The sequence below is a fragment of the Inquilinus sp. genome, assembly GCF_039594555.1.
In the GTDB taxonomy this organism is placed as follows: domain Bacteria; phylum Pseudomonadota; class Alphaproteobacteria; order DSM-16000; family Inquilinaceae; genus Inquilinus.
The window spans coordinates 1-19,299 of sequence record NZ_JBCNNF010000091.1; the positions used below are offsets into that span (position 1 = coordinate 1).

The window sequence follows — 19,299 nt, forward strand, 5'->3', positions numbered from 1 at the left end:
TCTGATAGACCGGTTGGAAATGCGCTGGCGTGAGTCGGCTGGTGGTGGTTTCGAGAACCGGAGCGCAGCGCACATTGGGTGCGTGAGCACCGGAAGCGCAGAAACCGCCATCAGATGGCCGCGCCAGTAGCATTTCCAAGCGGCCGTCCCAGACTCGGTCTAGGGTGGGACCATAACCCCAAGGGGAGCGAACGCATGCGCAAGGACCGAACCGCCCCGCGCGGGCAGCTGGACAGCTTCACCATCGACAGCCGGGTGCTGCGGGGCAACCTGCTCGGCGACCCGCATGAGCGGCGCGTCGATCTCTACATCCCGGCCGGGCATGACGGGCGCGGCCTGCCGCTGCTGGTCGACCTGGTCGGCTTCACCGCCGGCGGCCCGGCCCACACCAACTGGAAGAATTTCGGCGAGAACGTGCCGGAGCGCGCCGACCGGCTGATCGCCGAAGGCAAGCTGCCGCCGGTGGTGATCGCCTTCCCGGACTGCTTCACCCGCCTGGGCGGCAACCAGTACATCAACTCCGCCGCCATGGGCCGGTGGGAGGATTTCCTGATCGACGAGATGCTGCCGGCGGTGGAGGCGCGGCTCGGCTGCGGCGGGCCTGGCCGGCGCGGCGTATTCGGCAAGAGCTCCGGCGGCTACGGCTCGATCATCCACGCCATGCGCCGAGCCGACACCTGGAGCGCGGCCGCCTGCCATTCCGGCGACATGGCGTTCGAACTGGCCTATCTGCTGGAGATGCCGAACGTACTGCGGGCGCTGGCCAAGCACGAGGGGTCGATTGAACGCTTCATCACCTCGCTGGAATCGGCGAAGAAGATCCAGGATGCCGACCTTCACATCCTGATGTGGCTGGCAATGGCGGCGACATACGACCCGGACCCGTCGCAGTTCCTCGGCATCCGGCTGCCGGTCAACCCCGACACCTGCGAGCTGATCGAAGAGCGCTGGGCCAACTGGCTGGAATGGGACCCGGCCCTGCTGGCCCACCGGCATGCCGACGCGCTCAAATCGCTGAAGGGGCTCTACATCGATTGCGGCGACATCGACCAGTACAACCTGGTCTACGGCGCCCGCCGGCTGCACCGGTCGCTGGAGCAGCTGGGCGTGAAACACCGGTACGAGGAGTTCCCGGACAACCACTCCTCGGTCGACTACCGGATGGATGAGAGCCTGCCCTTCCTCGGCCGGGCGCTGACGGAGGGATAGCGGTGCAGGTTGGGTTCGCCACGGGCGAACCCAACCTACGGCCGGATCAGGCGACCTGGCTGTTGCCGAAGCGGCCGCCGGGGCGGTAGCGGTCGAGATAGCTCGGCAGGATCAGCTCGGCCGGGGTCGGCGTGATGCCGAGATCGGCCAGCGTCCTGGTGCCAGCACCAACCACGTTGTCGATCTTGAGCTGCGTCACCTGATCCGAGGTCAGCGGCGGCTTCGGCAGCAGCCCGAGCAGCTTCGCCTCGAACGCCGCCATGCCCCAGGACAGCGGGACCAGGCGTTTCTTGCGGCCGGTCTGCTGCAGGGTCAACTGCATGATCTCGCGCAGGGTGTAGACCCGCGGGCCGCCCAGCTCATAGGTCTGGCCGGCGGTGCCGTCCTGCTCCAGGCACGCCACGATGGCGGCGGCGACGTCGCGGACATAGACCGGCTGGAACTTGGTGGTGCCGCCGCCGAACAGCGGCAGGAACGGCGCGTTGCGGGCCAGCTTGGCGAACAGGTTGAAGAAGCCGTCCTCGGGCCCGAAGATCACGCTCGGCCGCAGGATCGAGGCGCCCGGGAAGGCGGCGCGCACCGCCGCCTCTCCCGCCGCCTTGGTGCGGGCGTAGGCGGACGGGCTGTCGGCCGAGGCGCCGATCGCCGAGATCTGGACGAAGCGGCCGGCCGCCGCCGCGGCACGGGCGACGCGGCCCGCCCCATCGCCATGGATGGTGTCGAAGCGCTGCTTGCCGCCCTCGAACAAGATGCCGACGAGATTGACCACGGCATCGGCGCCGGCCACCGCGGCGGCAACCGAGCCCTCGTCGCGGATATCGGCGAAGACCGGGACGATCTGGCCGACCGCGCCCGCCGTCTTCAGCGGCAGCGCCCGGTCGGGGTGGCGCGAGGCGACGATGATGCGCCAGCCGCGATGGGCCAGCAGCTGCGTCACGTAGCGGCCGACGAATCCGGTGCCGCCGAAAAGGGTGACCGTCTTTTGGCCGATTGAGTCCGTCATGATCCCGCCTGCGAGCCGATCAGGCCGCCCTGGCTGCGGCCCGGCCCCCTTATATCCGAGCCGCCGGAGGTTTCAAACGACCGGTGCGGAAAAACGCCGGCCGGCCGGAATCAGGCGCTTGACAAGCCATCAACCGGGCACGATATTCCGCGCCGTTCGCCGGGATGCCCAACCGCCCGGGACCGAACTTAGTGGGGCTGTAGCTCAGTTGGGAGAGCGTCTCGTTCGCAATGAGAAGGTCAGCGGTTCGATTCCGCTCAGCTCCACCATCTCCCTTCCGACGCAGTGCTGAAACGACAACGGCCGGACATCCGTCGGGACGTCCGGCCGTCGATGCCGTGCTGTCGGGCTGCGCTAGCCGCGCCTGACCAGACCGGCCACGAGCATGACCACGAAGATCACGATCGCGACCCAGAACAGCAGCTTGGCGCCGGCCATGGCCGTGCCGGCGACGCCGCCGAAGCCCAGCACCGCCGCGACCAGCGCGACGATCAGGAACACCACGGCCCAGTGGAGCAGACTGCCGAACATCTCGGGCACCTCGTTCTTGTGAGCCGGCCGGCCGGCGACGCCGGCACGAACCTTCACTCCCAGGAACAGGGCCTGCCGCCCGGCAGTTCCCGCCTCGCTTGGCTGATCAGCCGCCGGACTAGCCGGTGGTGATGTATTCGCGCAGGCTCTCGGCCTCGCTCTCGATCTCGTCGAGCCGCGCCTTCACCACGTCGCCGATGCTGACCATGCCGCAGATCAGCCCCTGATCGTCCACCACCGGCAGGTGGCGGAAGCGGCGCTGCGTCATCATCCCCATCAGCTCGGCCACGGTGTCGTCGAGGCCGCAGGTGATGACGGTGCGCACCATGATGGCGGATACCGGCTCGTCCAGCAGCGCCGGGCCCTTGTCGGCCAGGCGGTGCACGACGTCGCGCTCGGACAGGATGCCGTCGATATGGCGGCCGTCGCCGCTGACCAGGACGGCGCCGATGCGCTTGTCGCGCAGCAGCGCCACGACCTCGGCCAGCCGGAGATCCGGCGCGACATGGATGACGCTGTTCCCCTTCACACTCAGAATGCGGGCAACGTTCATGGCGATTCCCCGATCTGTTCTGACGTCGGCCCTTCTGATTTCGGACCGTGTTTTCCGGGAAGCATAACACGGCTGCGCCGGACCGCGACTCGGCAGTTTCCCGATGGTCCTATCGGTTGGATCTAGGCGCCCGGCCGGTCCTTCGCCATCGCCAGCAGCGGGCCGTCCTCGTCGGCCAGCGGATGGAAGCCCGCCCCTTCCAGGCAGCGCACCGCGCGGTGGTTCAGGCGGGCCGGGCGGGCCAGGATGCGCGCGGCACGCCCGCCCTTCAGCAGCCGGTCGGTGTAGGCGCCGAGGAAGGCGGTGCCCAGGCCCTTGCCGACATAGCTCGGCTCGCCGATGAACAGGTCGATGCCGAAGCTGCCGGGATCGGCGTCGCCGCCGGGCATGGCCGAGACCGCGTCATAGGCCTGCAGATAACCGATCTGCCGGCCCTGCCAGGCGACCAGCATCGGCTCGGCCCAGTCCGACGCCATCAGCCGGCGGATCTCGCGGATGCCGGCCTCCGGGTCGCCCCACCAGGCCCGGACATGCGGCATCGTCAGCCAGTGACGCAGGCGCGGCAGGTCGGCGGGGCGAAGCGGCGTGAAGGTGAACATCCGCGCTAGTCTAGCCGGGTTTCCCGGCTAGGACAGTGCCGCAGCGTGGCTCAGTGCGGCCGCCGGCGCAGATGCGGGGTCAGCCTCCACTCCACCGCCCGCACGCCCTGCGCCACCGCGAAGTTCATGATCAGGTAAAGGATGCCGGCGGCGGTGAACACCTCGAACGGCGCGAAGGTGCGCGAGTTGATCTGCTTGGCGATGCCGGTGATCTCCATGATGGTGATGATCGACGCCAGCGAGCTGGCCTTCACCATCAGGATGATCTCGTTGCCATAGGCCGGCAGCGCCTGGCGGATGGCGATCGGCACGGTGATCCGCCGAAACACCAGCGACCGCGACATGCCGCAGGCCCGCGCCGCCTCGATCTGGCCGAAGGGCACGGCCTGCAGGCCGCCGCGGATGATCTCGCTGGTATAGGCGGCTGTGTTCATGGCGAAGGCGATCACGGCGCAGGGGAAGGCCTCGCGCAGCGGCCAGTCCCACACGCCCAGCGCCTCCCACAGCGGGCGGAACTGGCCGAGGCCGAAATAGATCAGGAAGATCTGCACCAGGAGCGGCGTGCCGCGGAACACGAAGACATAGGCGCGGGAGATGCGCGACAGGACACCGTTGCCGGACATCCGCATCACCGCCAGCACCATCGCCAGGACGACGCCGACGGCGAGCGCCGGCACGATCAGCTCGATCGTCACCAGGGCGCCGCCGAGCAGCTTGCCGAAGGTGTCGAGGATCAGGTCAAGATCCATGGGTCAGCCCGCCCGCCGCACGCCGCGGTCGTAATGCGCCTCGGCCTTGCGGAACATCTTGGTCGAGAAGGTGGTGATGACCAGGAACAGGACCGCCGCGGTGATGAAGAACGGGAACGGTTCGCGCGTCGACCGCGCCGCCACCTGGCTGATGCGCATCAGCTCGGTGACACCGACGACGGAGACCAGCGCCGTGTCCTTCAGGATCAGCTGCCAGATGTTGCCAAGCCCCGGCAGCGCCAGGCGGATGGTCTGCGGCAGGATGATGCGGCGGAACACCATGAAACCGTGCATGCCGAAGGCCCGGCCGGCCTCGATCTGCCCGTGCGGGATCACCTGGATGGCGCCGCGCAGCACCTCGGTCGAATAGGCGCCGGAGATCAGGCCGACGGCAAAGACGCCGATCGCGAACTCGTTCAGCTGGAACGGCTGGGTGATGCCGAAGATGCCGAGGATAGCGTTGATCGCCCGCTCATTGCCGAAGAACAGCAGGTAGATGATCAGCAGCTCCGGCACGCCGCGGACGACGGTGGTGTAGATCTCCATCAGCCCGCGCAGCACGAAGCCGCCCCAGACCTTGAGGCAGGCGGCGATCAGCCCGACCGCCACGCCGAAGATGTAGCTGACGGTGGACAGCAGCACGGTCATCCCGGCGGCCTGGACGAACTCGTCCCCCCAGCCCTGGTCGCCCCAGGAGAACAGCTGCGCCCAGTGGGACAGCGAATCGATCAGTCCTTGCATCCTTGCCGCGCTGCCTGAATGGGAAGGGGCGGCCGGTCAGGCCGCCCGCAGCCTTGCTACTTGCTGGGGGCCAGCGGGTCGTAGCCGAACCACTGGAGCGCGAGCTTAGAGAGCGACCCGTCGGCCTTCATCGAGTTGATGGCCTTGTCGAACTTGGCCTTGAGGTCCTTGTCCTCCTGGCGCAGGCCGATGCCGATGCCTTGGCCGAACAGCGGGTTGTCCTTGCCGGTCAGGGTCGGGCCGTAATGGACGAAGTTCTTGCCGGCGTCGCTCTTCAGGAACGAATCCCAGGACGTGCTGTCGCCCAGCCCGGCATCGATGCGGCCGTTGACCAGGTCGAAATTGAGCTCGTCGACTGTGTCGTAGAGGTTGACGTGCGCGTCCTTGAACTCGGCCTCAAGGAAGTTCTGATGGGTGGTCGAGCGCTGCACGCCGATGGTCTTGCCCTTCAGCGCGGCATGGACGTCGGCCAGCGTCTTGGCATTCTTCAGGATGCCGTCCTTGGCGCCGACGAACCAGGCCGGCGTGTCGGTGTAGGGCACCGAGAAGGCAATCTGCTTCAGCCGCTCCTCGGTGATCGACATGCCGTCCATCAGGGCGCCGCAGCGCTTGTTCAGCAGCGCCGGGATGAAACCATCCCAATCCTGCTGCACGACCTCGCAGGTCAGGCCGGCCTGCTTGCACAGGGCATTGGCGACATCGACCTCGAAGCCGACGATCTTGCCGGTGGAATCCGTGTTGTTGAAGGGCGGGTAGGCGCCTTCCATGCAGATGCGCACCGTGTCGGCATAGGCAGCACCGGCACTCAGCGCCAGCGCCGCCGCCCCGGCCAGGGACAACCAGATCTTGTTCATGAACCTCTCCCGTTGGGACCTGCGGTCCCGGTTGGGGCCGGGGCCGGCACCGCATCGCCGGCCCCCACCCTGCCCTGCCTATTTGATCCCCGCCTTACTTGACCGACGTGTCGAAGCCGAACCACTTCACCGACAGCTTCTCCAGCGAGCCGTCGGCGCTCATCGAATCCAGTGCCTTGTCCAGCTTGTCCTTCAGCGCCGTGTCCTCCTTGCGCAGGCCGATGCCGACGCCGAGGCCGAAGATCGGGTCGTCCTTGCCAGTCAGGCCCGGGCCGAAATGGGTGAAGCCCTTGCCGGCGTCGCTGGCCAGGAAGTCCTTCCAGCCCAGGCTGTCGGCCAGGCCGGCGTCGATGCGGCCGTTCTGCAGGTCGAGGTTGAGGTCGTCCTGGGTGTCGTACAGCTTGACGTCGACGCCCGGGATCTTCTGTTCCAGGAAGTTCTGGTGGATGGTGGAGCGCTGCACGCCGACCGACTTGCCCTTGAGCGCGGCCTTGATGTCGTCCAGCGTCTTGGCGTCCTTCAGCAACCCGTCCTTGGCGCCGACGAACCAGGCCGGGGTGCTGCTGTAGGGCTTGGAGAAGTTGATCTGCTTCAGCCGCTCCTGGGTGACCGACATGCCGGCCATGATGCCGTCGAAACGCTTGTTCAGCAGAGCGGGGATCATGCCGTCCCAATCCTGCTGCACGATCTCGCATTTCATCTGGACGCGCTCGCACAGCGCGTTGGCGAGGTCGATCTCGAAGCCGACCAGCTTGCCCGAGGCATCGGTCGCGTTGTAGGGCGGGTAGGCGCCCTCGGTACCGATCTTCAGCGTGTCCTGGGCCGAGGCGGTGCCGGCGGCCAGCACGAAGACCGCGGCGGCGGCCAACGACAACCAGCTCTTCATCATGAAGTCTCCCGTTCGGATCTGGGGCCCTGCGGCCCCGGGTTGGATGGGTGGATTTCCGCGAAACCGCCGGCCAAGGTCAAGCAGCGCGGCGAAGCGGTGCCCATCAATGCTGTGCCGCGAGGAACTGGCGCACCCGCTCGGATCGCGGATTGTCGAACACCTCGGCGGGGGTTCCCTCCTCCTCGGTCCGGCCCTGATGCAGGAAGATCACCTTGCTCGACACCTCGCGGGCGAAGCGCATCTCATGGGTGACGAGCAGCATGGTGTTGCCCTCCTCCGCCAGCTGGCGGATCACCCGCAGCACCTCGCCGACCAGCTCGGGGTCGAGGGCCGAGGTCGGCTCGTCGAACAGCATCACCTTCGGCTGCATCGCCAGCGCCCGCGCGATCGCGGCGCGCTGCTGCTGGCCGCCCGACAGGTGGCTGGGATAGTGGTCGCGCTTGTCGGCGATGCCGACCTTGGCCAGCAGCGCCAGGGCGCGCTCGGTCGCCTCCCTGCGCGGCACCTTCAGCACGTGCACCGGTGCCTCGATGACGTTTTCGAGCACGGTCATGTGCGACCACAGGTTGAAGCTCTGGAACACCATGCCGAGTTCGGAGCGGATGCGGTCAACCTGCTTGCTGTCCTCCGGCTCGGCCTCTCCGGAGCGCAGCTTCCTCATCCGGATCAGCTCGCCATTCACCCAGACGCGGCCGTCATTGGGGATCTCGAGCAGATTGATGCAGCGGAGCAGCGTGCTCTTGCCCGAGCCGGAGGAGCCGATGATCGAGATGACATCGCCTTGCTGGGCCTTCAGCGACACGCCCTTCAGCACTTCGAGCTTGCCGAACCGCTTGTGCATGTCCTCGACGACGATCGCCCCCGAGGGGGCCGCGGCGTCAGCAACAGAGACCACGATGGAAAAGCCTCACCCGAGTTCTTGTTGCAGTCGAAACAAGCATTGTTTCGCGGTGCCGGTCAACCGCGGCCCGACGGCGCGCCGCCGAAGCCGCGAGAGCGAAAGTCCGGCACCGGTTTTCATTTGCATTGTTGCGGATTCAGCCGGGCTGCGGTCATCCCGCGCCGGGGGCCGGCAGCTGGGACATGCGGCCTTCGATCGCCCGGCGCTCGGCGCTGCCCTCCTGGAACTGGTCGCGCATCCGGCCCCAGAGGCGCCGCGCCTCCTCCGGCTGGCCCGCCTTCTGCGCGGCGACGCCGAGAAACCACAGCGCCTGCAGGTCATTCGGATTGGACGCCAGGATGCGGCGCAGCCCGGTCTCCAGCACCGGCGGCACGTCCTCGCCCCGACCGGCGTTCAGCAGGGCGTCGGCATAGGCGCGCAGCAGGTCGTTGTTGTCCGGCGCCAGCGCCGCGGCTTTGGCATACGCATCGGCCGCGGCATCGGCCTCGCCCAGCACGCCGCGGGCGCGGGCCAGTCGAACCCAGCCTTCGAGGTCGTCCGGCGACTGCGCCAGCCGCGCCGCCAGGCCGTCGACCATGCCGCGGATCGCCTTCTCCTGCTCGTCCGGCGGCAGCGCGGCGATGGCCCCGGCCGCGCCGCCGGCCGGCGGGGCCTGCCGGGCGGCGGGCTGGGGCTCCGGCGTCGCGCCGGCCGGGTCGAGGCCCAGGCGCTGCGCCGCCTCGGCTAGGTGCTGGCGCACCGAGGGGACCCAGGGCGCGTCGGCCGGCGACTCCCGCATCAGCGCCTGCCACAGCGCCAGCGCCGCCTTGTCGTCGCCGGCCTGGGCATTGCCCAGCGCCAGGAAGTAGCGGGCGCGGATGTCGTTCGGGCGCAGCGCCAGCACCTGCTGGAAAGCGGCATGCGCCGTCTCCGTGACGGTGCCGGCATTGGCGCCGACCAGGGCCTCGCCATAGCGGCCGATCAGCTCGGGATCGGCATCGCCCAAGCCGATGGCACGGCCGAAGGCGTCGGCGGCCTTGGCGCTGTCGCCCAGCTGGCCCCAGCGGCGGCCGAGCTCGACCCAGCCGGCGCGGTCCTGCGGGTTCTCGGCCATACGCTGCTCCAGCGCCCTGGCCTCGGCCATCGCGGACTGAACCGCCTCGCGCTCGCCCGGGTCGCGGCTGGCGAAGGGCTGCGACGGCAGGTTCGGGGTGCCTTCGGCCAGATAGATCGCCAGCGCCGCCACCGGCAGCAGCACGGCCAGGCCGAACGCGATGCGACGGGGCGGCACGGAGGGAGCGGTGGCGACCGGCTGCGCCTGGCCGGCCGCGGCCAGTAGGCGGCGGCCGATCTCGGCCTTGGCCGCCTCGGCCTCGGCGGCGCCGATCTCGCCGGCGGCGCGCTCGCGCTCCAGCTCCTTCAGCTGGTCGCGATAGATCGCGGCATCGGAGTTTGCCGCCCCCGGCGCGCTGGTGGCGAACAGGCGGCGCAGCAGCAGGGCGACGGCGCCCGCGGTCATCAGCGCGGCGACGACCCAGAAGGCCCACCCGGTCACGGCGCCGGCTCCTCGTCGATCAGCCGGGCCAGGCGCCGGCTCTCCTCCGCCGACAGTGGAGCCGGCGTATCAGCCGGGCGCCGGCGGCGGCGCAGGATCAGGAAGGCGATGGCGGCGACCAGCAGCACCACCGGGCCGAACCACAGCGCCAGCGTGCCGGCGCGCAGCGGCGGCCGCAGCAGCACATAGTCGCCGTAGCGGGCGGTGACGAAGTCCAGCACCTGGGCGTTGCTGTCGCCGGCCTTCAGCCGCTCGCGCACGATGGTGCGCAGGTCGCGCGCCAGGTCGGCATTGGAATCGTCGATCGACTGGTTCTGGCAGACCAGGCAGCGCAGCTCCTGCCCCAGCTCCCGCGCCCGCGCCTCCAGCGCCGGGTCGGCCAGTTGCTCCTGCGGCTCGATCGCGCCGGCGGGCGCGGCGAAGGTCAGAGCCAGAAGCAGGATCGTGAGAGCAAACCGGACCACTTGCCCCAACCGAGTCCCCCCTCCCCTTGCGGGAGGGGAGTAGGGGGAGGGGGTTCCTTCCGCTTGCACCGTTCTAGCCAAACTCCGCGCCCGGATCGTCTCCGAAACGAGAAAGGTCTCGTCCCGGCCTCGACAACCCCCTCCCCCTACCCCCCTCCCGCGGGGGGAGGGGGGACTGGAAAGTGCAATCCTGGCGGGGAAAGCGTTCACTTCGCCAGCTCCGCCAGCAGCGGCCGGATCTCGCGGTCGACGATGTCGGGGGTCAGCGGGCCGGGGTGGCGGTAGCGGATGCGGCCGGCCTTGTCGATCACGAAGGTCTCCGGCACGCCGTAGACGCCGAGGTCGATCGCGGTGCGGCCCTCCACATCGGCGCCAATCCGGCGATACGGGTCGCCGTTGCGACGCAGCCAGGCCAGCGCGTCCTCCGGCTTGTCCTTGTAGTTGATGGCGAGGACCGGGATGCCGTCCTCGCGGCCGAGCTTGGTGATCACGGGATGCTCGGCCAGGCACGGCACGCACCAGCTGGCGAAGACGTTCAACAGCATCGGCTGGCTGCCGAAATCACTGGTCGAGAGCCCGTCGCTCCGGCCCGGCAGCGCCGCCAGGTCGAAGGTCGGCAGCGGCTTGTCGATCAGGGCCGAGGGCAAGGCCTGCGGGTCGCTGCCGGACAGGAGCTTGGTGCCGACCCCGACGGCGAGGACCACGAGCAGCAGCAGCGGCAGCAGGAACAGGAGACGGCGCATCGATTGTCTTCCGCGATCCTCAGGCCGGCTGGCTCGCGGCCGGCGCCGCCGCCCGGCGCGGCGCGCCGACGCGCAGCCGGCGGTCGCTCAGCGACAGGGCGCCGCCGAAGGCCATGACCAGGGCGCCGCCCCAGATCCACGGCACCAGCGGGTGGTGGTAGAGGCGCAGGCTCCAGCGGCCATCCGCCTGGGCCTCGCCCAGGGCGACATAGACGTCGCCGGCCAGGGTGGTGTGGATCGCCACCTCGCTGGTCGGCATCTGCGCCACCGGGTAGAAGCGCTTCTCGGGCGTCATGTCGGTGACGAAGGCGCCGCCATGCAGCAGCTTCAGGTCGCCCAGGCTGGTCTGGTAGTTCGGCCCCTGCTGCGCCGTCACGCCATCGAACTCGACCGCGTAGCCGGCGGCGAGGTCGATGCGGTCGCCGGGCTTGGCCAGCACGAGCCGCTCGGTCGACCAGTAGCTGGAGCCGATCATGCCCAGGAGGGCGATGCCGAGCCCGGCATGGGCGAAGGCGGTGCCCCAGGCGCTGCGCGGCAGGCCGATGGCGCGGGACAGGCTGTCCCGCAGCGGGATCCGGAACAGGCGCACGCGCTCCGCGATCTCGGTGGCGGCGCCGAGCATCACCCAGGCGCCGAAGGCGATGCCGACCAGCGCCAACACCGGCCCGCCGCCCTGCAGCCAGAGCACGGCGAGGGCGACGATCACGGCGCCGACGGCGGCGAATTTCAACCGGCCGAGCACGCCCGGCAGGTCGCCGCGCTTCCAGGCCATCAGCGGCGCGATCACCATCGCCACCACCACCGGCGTCATCAGCGGCACGAAGGTCAGCTGGTAATAGGGCTTGCCGACCGACACGGTCTTGTCGAGCAGCGGGTAAAGGGTGCCGAAGAACACGGTCAGCGTGGCGGTGCAGATCAGGAGGTTGTTCAGCACCAGCGCCCCTTCCCGGCTGATCGGGGCGAACACGCCGCCCAGCTTCAGCCGCGGCGCGCGCAGGGCGTAGAGGGTGAAGGCGCCGCCGACGGTGATCGCCAGCAGCAGCAGGATGAACACCCCGCGCTCCGGGTCCACCGCGAAGGCGTGCACCGAGGTGATGATGCCGGAGCGGACCAGGAAGGTGCCGACCAGGCTGAGGCCGAAGGTGAGGATGGCCAGCAGCACCGTCCAGCTCTTCAGCGCGTCGCGCTTCTCCACCACCAAGGCGGAGTGCAGGAGCGCGGTGCCGGACAGCCAGGGCATCAGCGAGGCGTTCTCGACCGGGTCCCAGAACCACCAGCCGCCCCAGCCCAGCTCGTAATAGGCCCAGTAGGAGCCGAGGGCGATGCCGACGGTCAGGAACGACCAGGCGGCCAGCGTCCAGGGCCGCACCCAGCGCGCCCAGGCGGGGTCGACCCGGCCTTCGATCAGCGCCGCGACGGCGAAGGAGAAGGCCATCGAGAAGCCGACATAGCCGAGATAGAGGAAGGGCGGATGGAAGGCCAGGCCGGGGTCCTGCAGCAGCGGGTTCATGTCCCGGCCGTCGATCGGCGCCGGGTCGAACCGCAGGAACGGGTTCGAGGTCAGGATGATGAAGGCCAGGAATCCCGTCCCGATCATGCCCTGCACCGCCAGCACCCGGGCCTTCAGCGTCGGCGGCAGGTTGCCGCCGAACAGCGCCACCGCGGCGCCGAACAGGGCCAGAATGAGGACCCAGAGCAGCATCGAGCCCTCATGGTTCCCCCAGACGCCGGTGACCTTGTACAGCATCGGCTTGGTGGACAGGCTGTTGTTCGCCACCAGCGCCACCGAGAAGTCCGAGACGACATAGGCCCAGGTCAGCGCCGCGAAGGCGATGCCGATGGCGGCCAGCTGCAGCGTCGCCGCCGGCTCGGCGATCGCCATCAGCCCGGGGTGGCGCCGGGCGGCGCCCCACAGCGGCAGGGTCGACTGCACCAGGGCCAGGACCAGCGCCAGCACCAGCGCGTAATGGCCGATCTCGGGGATCATTGCGCTGCCACCGTGCCGGAGGAGAGGGCGGGCTTGCCGGAGGCGCCGGGCGCGCCGGGATGGCCGGCGTCCTGCAGGGCCTTGGCGACTTCGGGCGGCATGTATTTCTCGTCGTGCTTGGCCAGCAGTTCGTCGGCGACGAAGGTGCCGTCGCCCCCGACCCGGCCATGCGCCACCACGCCCTGGCCCTCGCGGAACAGGTCGGGGACGATGCCGGCGTAGCGCACCGGCACGTCATAGGCGGTGTCGGTGACGGTGAAGGTGATGGTCTGCCCGTCCGGCAGGCGCTGCAGCGATCCCTGCACCACCAGCCCGCCGAGGCGGAAGCGCTGCCCCTCCGCCAACTTGCCATCATGCAGCTCGGTCGGGCTGTAGAAGAACAGCAGGTTGTCCTGGAAGGCGGTCAGGGCCAGGGCCGAGGCAGTGCCGAGGCCGAGGGCGGCGAGGCCCAGCAGCATCAGGCGGCGGCGCTTGCGGGTCATGCCCGCCTCCCCCGGCCGCGCAGCTGCTCCAGCGCCTCGAGGCTGCGCCGGCTGCTGCGCCGCCGCGCCACGGTGACGGCGACCAGCCCGACCAGGACGATCACGGCCGCGCCATAGGCGGTCCAGACATAGGCGGCATAGCCGCCCATCGCGAGGAACTGGGTCACGCCCGTCATCCGACCGGCTGCTCCAGCCCCGGGGCCTCGCCCCGCCGCGCCGCCATGGCGGTGGCCAGGCGCAGGGCGCGGATCCGCCGCTCGGCGATCTCGGTCTCGGTGCGCAGCAGCACCAGCCAGGCGAACAGCGCGGTAAAGGCGACGGCCATCAGCAGGAGCGGCAGCAGCATCGAGCCGTCGAGGGTGGAGCCGCCGAGCTTCATCACCGAGGCCGGCTGGTGCAGCGTGTTCCACCAGTCGACCGAGAACTTGATGATCGGCAGGTTGACGGCGCCGACCAGGGTCAGCACCGCGCCGGCCTTCAGGCCGCGCTGCGGGTCATCGAAGGCGGAGACCAGCACGATGTAGCCGAGATAGATGAAGAACAGGATCAGCACGCTGGTCAGCCGCGCGTCCCACACCCACCACGTGCCCCACATCGGCTGGCCCCACAGCGAGCCGGTCAGCAGGCACAGCGCGGTGAAGCCGGCGCCGAGCGGCGCCGCGGCCTTGGTGTAGAGCTCCGCCACCGGATGCTTCCACACCAGGCCGACCGCCGAGGCGACGGCCATGGTGGTGTAGACCATCATCGCCATCCAGGCGGAGGGCACATGGATGTACATGATCCGCACCGTCTCGCCCTGCTGGTAGTCCGGCGGCGAATCGAACAGGGCGAACCACAGCCCGGCGCCGAGCGTCAGCAGGGCGACGCCGAGGGCCCAGGGCCGCAGGGCGGCGCTCAGGCGCAGGAAGCGGGCCGGGTTGGCGAAGCGATGCATGGGCGTGGCGTGGCGGTCGTTGGATTCACAATAGACAAAGCTAGATCGCCTGTCGGCGGTTCAATTGCCGCGCCCCGCGGGGCCGCCGGCCGAAGCGCCCGACGCCCGGATGGCGTCGCGCAGCTCGGGGTGGAAGGCGCCGTAGTCGCAGGTCAGCTCCTCCCCCGCCGCGATGTCGCGCCGGGCGACGCAGACCTCGCCCACCGTCTCCAGCGTCGGGTCGTCGCTGTGGTTCATGAAGCGGGCGTCGTCGAGGTTCAGCGACAGCCCGCCCGGCAGCTCCGGCGCCGGATAGGCGTAGCGCTCGAGGAAGTCGCGCGCGGTCTCCGGCAGGGCAGCGACCTGGGCGTCGGGCACGAAGACGTCGAACACCGGGTGCCAGCGCCACACCTCGGTGCCGGCGGCGATCGGTTCGGCGGCGAGCAGGCCCAGCCCTTGAATGCGGCTGGGACCGACGGTGGTGGGGACGAGAAGCATCGGCCGGGTTCCTTTTCCCACAGCATTACGCGACCCCGGCCCGCGCGTCACCCCGGACGAAGGGCCGAGAGGCACCTTCGTGCGCATTGCCGCTTTGGTGCCGCCTGTCCATAGTTCGGGCGTCGAAGCCTTCAGGATACGCGGCGATGGCGGTCATCTACGATCTCTGGTTCGTGCGCGAGTACGAGCACCGCGAGGACACCGAGCTCCGCATCGGGGCCTATGCGACCATCGTGGAGGCCGAGGCCGCGATCGCCAGGCTGCGCGGCAAGCCTGGCTTCGCCGACTATCCCGAAGGCTTCCAGATCCAGGAGGTCACGCTCGGCCGGACGGGCTGGACCGAGGGCTTCGTGACCGAGTATGTGCCCCGCAAGGATCCCGATCGCGACGCGTCCGATTTGCCGGCGCCGGAAACGACCTAAGACTGCGCCTGCCGGATCGCCGCCGCCGCGGCGATCGGGGCCAGCGGCAGGGCGGCGGCGAGGCAGCCGCCGAGCAAAAGCAGATGTGGCCGGGCGGTCAGGCCGGTGGCCACCGCCTCCACCGCCGCGGCGCCGAAGATCAGCACGGGGACGAAGAGCGGCAGGATCAGCAGCGCCAGCAGCGCCCCGCCGCGCCGGGCGCCGAGGGTCAGGGCCGACCCGACCGCGCCGATCAGGCTGAGGCAGGGCGTGCCGAGCAGCAGCGACAGCGCCAGCACCGGCCAGGATGCCGCCGGCAGCCCGAGCATCGCCGCCATCAGCGGCGACAGCAGGATCAGCGGCAGGCCGGTCAGCAGCCAATGGGCCAGCGCCTTGGCCAGCACCGCGGCCTCCAGCGGCAGCGGCGACAGCATCAGCAGGTCGAGCGACCCGTCCTCGTAGTCCTGGGCGAACAGGCGGTCGAGCGCCAGCAGCGTCGCCAGCAGCGCCGCCACCCAGACCACGCCGGCGGCGATGCGGCCGAGCAGCGCGAGCTCCGGCCCCACGCCGAGCGGGAACAGCACCACGGTGATGACGAAGAAGGCCAGCACGGCGGCAACATCGCCGCCCGAGCGCAGGGCCAGGCGCAGGTCGCGCGACAGCAAAGCGAGGAAGGCGCTCACAGCGGCAGCTCCTCCGCCGCGTAATCCTGCAGCGCCAGTCCGCGGGCGCCATCGAGCGCCAGCGGCACATGGGTTGCCAGCATCACCAGCCCGCCCGCGGCGCGGTGCCGGGCGATGCGCCCCTCCAGCCGCGCGACGGAGGCGACGTCGAGGCCGAGCGTCGGCTCGTCCAGCAGCCACAAAGCGGAGCGGCCGAGCTCCAGCCGCGCCAAGGCCAGGCGGCGGCGCTGGCCGGCGGAGAGGTAGCGGCCCGGCAGGTCGTCCAGCCCCTCCAGCCCGACCGCAGCGATGGCGGCTTCGATCGCCCCCTCCCCCGCCGCGGCGCCGGCGAAGGCGGCCCAGATGCGCAGGGCCTCGCGCACGGTCAGCGCCGGCTTCACCGCGTCCTGGTGGCCGAGATAGGCGATCGAGCCGGGGGCGCCGGTCCAGCCCAGCGTCCCGGTGAAGGCCGGCACCAGCCCGGCGACCAGGCGCAGCAGGCTGGACTTGCCGCTGCCGTTCGGCCCGGTCAGCACCAGCGCCTCGCCGGCGTCGAGCCGGAACGACAGCCCGGCGAAGACCAGCCGCCCGCCGCGCAGGCACGCCAGGCCGTCGGCAATCAGACTCGGCTCAGGCGCAGGCGGGGCAGTCATCCTTCGCCAATAGCAGCCCCATGGCCCCAAACGGAAGGGGCAGGACCATGGCGGCCCTGCCCCTCGTGCCACGCCGTCCCCCGCCCCTACCTCAGTAATGCGGGTTGTTGGCGTTCGAATTGCCGATGATGTCGAAGCGCTGGCTGGCGCCGCCGGTGCAGTTGCGGATCTGCAGCCGGGTGCCGTTGGTGTTGTCGACCACGTCGGCGCAACGGCCGTTCATGCCGATCAGCCGGCCGTCGGTCTGCAGCTGCCACTTCTCGCTGGAGCCGCCGTCGCAGTCCCAGATGTGCAGCTTGTCGCCGTTGTTGCCGTTGCCGCCCTCGATGTCGAAGCAGTACTCGGCGTTGCCGACCGAGCGCAGCTGGGTCTCGTCGCTGTAGATCCATTGCTGCGGCACGCCGCTGGTGCAGGGACGCTGGTTCAGGTCCGAGCCGTTGGCGTAGAGGCCGCTCTGGATCTCGACGCAGTAGCCGGACTGGGCGCTGCGCAGGGTGAAGCCGGTCGGGACCGAGCGGCGGATGCCGTTCAGCGGCAGCTTGCCGGAGAAGGTGTCGACGCTCTCATGGCTGATCATCGAGGCGCCCCAACCCACCGCCAGATACATCTGCTGGAAGGCGTCGAACTGGGTCTCGTTGCTGGACCACAGATTGACCAGCTGGCCGTTCTGCTGGGCGGTCAGCGTATCCTTGTACCAGTACTGCACCGCCTCGTGGTTGCCGCAGACCACCCACTTGTTGGTGTTGGCGTCGTCGAAATCCTTGGCGTTGCCGTTCCAGTAGAAATGCTTCGGCTCATGCGCTTCGGGGCAGACGAAGATCTGCGCCGCGCTGCCGAACTGGTTCACATACTCTTCCTGGGTGTCGTTCTTGTCGCCGATCGGGCCGCCCATCATCAGCACCAGGATCTTGCCGCGCAGCGCATCGACCGTCGGCCAGCCGGCGCGGTAGACGCCCTCGCGCAGCGAGGCATAGCCGGTGAAGGCGCGCAGATCCTCCGGCTTGTAGACCTTGGCCCCGAACTCGCTGGCGACCAGGGAGTTCAGCCCGGCCATGTAGCTGCTGCCCCAGCCCCACAGGCCCAGGCTGGGCTTGAGGTCGAACTGCACCGTGATCGGCAGGTGGCCGGGATGCGCGTCGCTCCACGCCTTGATGTCGCGCAGGCAGTCCTGCAGCAGGCCGCCGGCGCCGCCCTTGCAGTTGTTGGCGGTGGCCGCCTCGCCGGGATCGTGCTTCACCGGGAAGCCGCTCTCGTCATAGATGTCAACCTCGACCACCTGGTTGCCGCGGTCCAGCGCATCGGTCAGCTTGGCGAATTGCGGATTGTCGTAGGTGTTGTGCGGCCGCGACCAGTAGGCGGCGTTGTAGGCGGTGGTGCCGGCCAGCGGCTGGCCCGCCGGCACATCGGCCGACGCCCCGGCCGACAGCAGCAGGGCGGCCGCGACGGCCATCCCGGACAGAAGACCTCGTCCCATCGATTCCCCCTTCATCAAAGCCCGGTTCCGGGCCGGTGTGGCGGCGATGCTAGGCGGCTTCGAAGACGGCCGCGTGACGATTTGAACACGTGTTCATGACGATTGGGGACACGTGTTCACCGGTCCGGCTCCCTCATCGTATTGCGAGGCGGCAAAGCCGACGAAGCAGTTACGGTGAGGGATGGGCGAGTCCGATCACCCAGCCTGCGGCCAGGGGCGAGCGGCCGGGACGGCCTCGCCATCAGCGCCGCTGCCCGGCCCGGCGGCGTACCAGTCGATCCGGCGGGTCACGTACATCACGCCGCTGAGCGCCAGGAACAGGCCGAGCGAGCCGAGCAGCAGGGCCAGATCCTCGAGCTGCATCAGCGCGTAGAGGGCGCCGTAGAGGATGGCCAGCAGCGCGCCCAGCACCAGGCTGCGCTTCCAGGTGCCGAGCACCGGCCGGCAGTACAGCACGATCTGCGCCACCACCGCCGCCGCGCCGACGCCATAGGCCGCGGCGAAGCCGATCTGCTCGGCGAAGGACAGCAGCAGCAGGTAGAACAGGCACAGCGACAGCCCGACCAACCCGTATTGGAAGACGTGGATGCGCAGCCGCGCCACCGCCTCGAACAGGAAGAACAGGGTGAAGGTGAAGACGATGAACAGCATGCCGTATTTCGCCGACCGTTCGGTCTGCTGATAGGCGCTGACCGGCTGGAAGAAGCGCACCCCGAAGGCCGAGCCGGAGACGGCGGAGAGGTAGTCCCCTTCCCCGCCCACCCAGGCCTGGGGATAGCCGCGGCCGAAATAGGACAGCTCCCACTCCGCGGTGAAGCCCTGCGGCCCGATGCTGGAGCGCACCGGCAGGAAGGCGCCATCGAAGCTGGGATCCGGCCAGTTCGAGCCGGCGGTCACTCGGGTGGAGCGGCCGAGCGGCAGGAAGTCCAGCCGCTGGCTGCCGTTCAGCCGCAGGGTGGTGGCGAAGGGGATGGCCGTCTGCGCCGCTTCCGCGGACAGGCCCGGCACCCGCAGGGTCATGCCGGCGCCGAGGCGCTGACCCAGCTCGCCCGGCGCGCCGGGCTGGAACGGCAGGTCGCGGTCGCCCCAGCGCAGCGACGCGCCCTCGCGGATGCTGCGCGGGTCGGCCACGCCGACATAGAGATAGGCCGCGGACCAGTCGATCGTCGCCTGCGGCCCGGCCAGCGCCGCGGCATCGCCGATCAGGAACTGGCCGGATAGGGCGAGATCGACGGTGTAGACCACGGCCTCGAACAGGCCGCGCTTGCGCGTCTCCGGCGCCGCCTTGGCCTCGACCATGTAGCGGTCGGGCAGGATCACGAGCTGGCGTTCAAGCGGCGGCAGCGGCGTGCCGTCGGCGCGCGGCTCGGACGGCAGCCGGAACGGCACCACCAGGATCGGCCCGATGACGCGCTGCGGCCCGCCCCAGCTGCCGCCGATCTCCGCCACCACCTCGCGG

General features: G+C 69.8%; 23 protein-coding genes and 1 tRNA gene. 3 read left to right on the plus strand and 21 right to left on the minus strand.

What is annotated here, in order from left to right; all coding sequences use genetic code 11:
* Positions 1-195 precede the first annotated feature (195 nt).
* Complete coding sequence (locus ABDW35_RS12255) at positions 196-1,209, plus strand: alpha/beta hydrolase-fold protein (RefSeq protein ID WP_343714152.1); 1,014 nt, start codon at positions 196-198, stop codon at positions 1,207-1,209.
* A 46-nt stretch (positions 1,210-1,255) separates the two neighbouring features.
* Here ABDW35_RS12255 and ABDW35_RS12260 read toward each other — a convergent pair whose 3' ends face one another.
* Positions 1,256-2,212 (minus strand): complex I NDUFA9 subunit family protein, encoded by a 957-nt coding sequence (locus tag ABDW35_RS12260; RefSeq protein ID WP_343714153.1) that lies wholly within the window; start codon positions 2,210-2,212, stop codon positions 1,256-1,258.
* 193 nt (positions 2,213-2,405) lie between these two features.
* Between ABDW35_RS12260 and ABDW35_RS12265 the strand changes: the two genes are divergently transcribed.
* Positions 2,406-2,481 (plus strand) — tRNA-Ala (locus ABDW35_RS12265).
* A gap of 85 nt (positions 2,482-2,566) precedes the next feature.
* Here ABDW35_RS12265 and ABDW35_RS12270 read toward each other — a convergent pair.
* From ABDW35_RS12270 to ABDW35_RS12345, 16 genes are all read right to left on the minus strand, one after another.
* The gene (locus ABDW35_RS12270; protein WP_343714172.1) at positions 2,567-2,731 is read right to left on the minus strand and encodes a DUF1328 domain-containing protein; all 165 of its coding nucleotides are present in this window, start codon (positions 2,729-2,731) and stop codon (positions 2,567-2,569) included.
* 130 nt (positions 2,732-2,861) lie between these two features.
* Positions 2,862-3,296, minus strand: coding sequence for a CBS domain-containing protein (locus ABDW35_RS12275; RefSeq protein ID WP_343714154.1), 435 nt, complete (start codon positions 3,294-3,296; stop codon positions 2,862-2,864).
* 122 nt (positions 3,297-3,418) lie between these two features.
* Positions 3,419-3,895: a GNAT family N-acetyltransferase gene (locus tag ABDW35_RS12280; protein WP_343714155.1), complete on the minus strand. Its 477-nt coding sequence runs from the start codon at positions 3,893-3,895 to the stop codon at positions 3,419-3,421.
* A 50-nt stretch (positions 3,896-3,945) separates the two neighbouring features.
* Positions 3,946-4,644, minus strand: coding sequence for an ABC transporter permease (locus tag ABDW35_RS12285; RefSeq protein WP_343714156.1), 699 nt, complete (start codon positions 4,642-4,644; stop codon positions 3,946-3,948).
* A gap of 3 nt (positions 4,645-4,647) precedes the next feature.
* Positions 4,648-5,385, minus strand: a complete 738-nt coding sequence (locus ABDW35_RS12290; RefSeq protein WP_343714157.1) for an ABC transporter permease — start codon at positions 5,383-5,385, stop codon at positions 4,648-4,650.
* Positions 5,386-5,441: 56 nt separating this feature from the next.
* Positions 5,442-6,239 (minus strand): transporter substrate-binding domain-containing protein, encoded by a 798-nt coding sequence (locus ABDW35_RS12295; RefSeq protein ID WP_343714158.1) that lies wholly within the window; start codon positions 6,237-6,239, stop codon positions 5,442-5,444.
* A gap of 94 nt (positions 6,240-6,333) precedes the next feature.
* Positions 6,334-7,128: a transporter substrate-binding domain-containing protein gene (locus ABDW35_RS12300; protein WP_343714159.1), complete on the minus strand. Its 795-nt coding sequence runs from the start codon at positions 7,126-7,128 to the stop codon at positions 6,334-6,336.
* A 103-nt stretch (positions 7,129-7,231) separates the two neighbouring features.
* On the minus strand, positions 7,232-7,969 hold the full coding sequence (locus tag ABDW35_RS12305; protein WP_343714173.1) for an ATP-binding cassette domain-containing protein: 738 nt from the start codon (positions 7,967-7,969) through the stop codon (positions 7,232-7,234).
* Between the two features lie 211 nt (positions 7,970-8,180).
* The gene (gene ccmI / locus ABDW35_RS12310) at positions 8,181-9,563 is read right to left on the minus strand and encodes a c-type cytochrome biogenesis protein CcmI (RefSeq protein ID WP_343714160.1); all 1,383 of its coding nucleotides are present in this window, start codon (positions 9,561-9,563) and stop codon (positions 8,181-8,183) included.
* On the minus strand, positions 9,560-10,027 hold the full coding sequence (locus ABDW35_RS12315; protein ID WP_343714161.1) for a cytochrome c-type biogenesis protein: 468 nt from the start codon (positions 10,025-10,027) through the stop codon (positions 9,560-9,562). Before ABDW35_RS12315 ends, ccmI begins: the two co-directional genes overlap by 4 nt.
* 206 nt (positions 10,028-10,233) lie before the next feature.
* Positions 10,234-10,770 carry a DsbE family thiol:disulfide interchange protein gene (locus tag ABDW35_RS12320; protein ID WP_343714162.1) on the minus strand — a complete coding sequence of 179 codons (537 nt, stop codon included), beginning with the start codon at positions 10,768-10,770 and terminating at the stop codon, positions 10,234-10,236.
* 19 nt (positions 10,771-10,789) lie between these two features.
* Positions 10,790-12,757, minus strand: a complete 1,968-nt coding sequence (locus tag ABDW35_RS12325) for a heme lyase CcmF/NrfE family subunit (RefSeq protein WP_343714163.1) — start codon at positions 12,755-12,757, stop codon at positions 10,790-10,792.
* Positions 12,754-13,239 (minus strand): cytochrome c maturation protein CcmE, encoded by a 486-nt coding sequence (gene ccmE / locus ABDW35_RS12330; protein WP_343714164.1) that lies wholly within the window; start codon positions 13,237-13,239, stop codon positions 12,754-12,756. Before ccmE ends, ABDW35_RS12325 begins: the two co-directional genes overlap by 4 nt.
* The gene (gene ccmD / locus ABDW35_RS12335; protein ID WP_343714165.1) at positions 13,236-13,406 is read right to left on the minus strand and encodes a heme exporter protein CcmD; all 171 of its coding nucleotides are present in this window, start codon (positions 13,404-13,406) and stop codon (positions 13,236-13,238) included. The genes ccmE and ccmD overlap by 4 nt, the downstream gene beginning before the upstream one ends.
* A 5-nt stretch (positions 13,407-13,411) precedes the next feature.
* Positions 13,412-14,173 (minus strand): heme ABC transporter permease, encoded by a 762-nt coding sequence (locus ABDW35_RS12340; RefSeq protein WP_343714166.1) that lies wholly within the window; start codon positions 14,171-14,173, stop codon positions 13,412-13,414.
* A 60-nt stretch (positions 14,174-14,233) separates the two neighbouring features.
* On the minus strand, positions 14,234-14,650 hold the full coding sequence (locus ABDW35_RS12345; protein ID WP_034845744.1) for an SET domain-containing protein-lysine N-methyltransferase: 417 nt from the start codon (positions 14,648-14,650) through the stop codon (positions 14,234-14,236).
* Between the two features lie 146 nt (positions 14,651-14,796).
* Between ABDW35_RS12345 and ABDW35_RS12350 the strand changes: the two genes are divergently transcribed.
* Positions 14,797-15,072: a hypothetical protein gene (locus ABDW35_RS12350; RefSeq protein ID WP_343714167.1), complete on the plus strand. Its 276-nt coding sequence runs from the start codon at positions 14,797-14,799 to the stop codon at positions 15,070-15,072.
* Here the strand turns inward: ABDW35_RS12350 and ccmB are convergent.
* From ccmB to creD, 4 genes are all read right to left on the minus strand, one after another.
* Positions 15,069-15,734 (minus strand): heme exporter protein CcmB, encoded by a 666-nt coding sequence (gene ccmB, locus ABDW35_RS12355; RefSeq protein ID WP_343714168.1) that lies wholly within the window; start codon positions 15,732-15,734, stop codon positions 15,069-15,071. The genes ABDW35_RS12350 and ccmB overlap by 4 nt on opposite strands.
* Positions 15,731-16,366, minus strand: a complete 636-nt coding sequence (gene ccmA / locus ABDW35_RS12360; protein ID WP_343714169.1) for a heme ABC exporter ATP-binding protein CcmA — start codon at positions 16,364-16,366, stop codon at positions 15,731-15,733. The genes ccmB and ccmA overlap by 4 nt, the downstream gene beginning before the upstream one ends.
* Positions 16,367-16,457: 91 nt before the next feature.
* Positions 16,458-17,840: a Ca2+-dependent phosphoinositide-specific phospholipase C gene (locus tag ABDW35_RS12365; RefSeq protein WP_343714170.1), complete on the minus strand. Its 1,383-nt coding sequence runs from the start codon at positions 17,838-17,840 to the stop codon at positions 16,458-16,460.
* 195 nt (positions 17,841-18,035) lie between these two features.
* Positions 18,036-19,299: cell envelope integrity protein CreD (creD, locus tag ABDW35_RS12370; protein WP_343714171.1), on the minus strand; the 1,264-nt coding region annotated here is incomplete at its 5' end.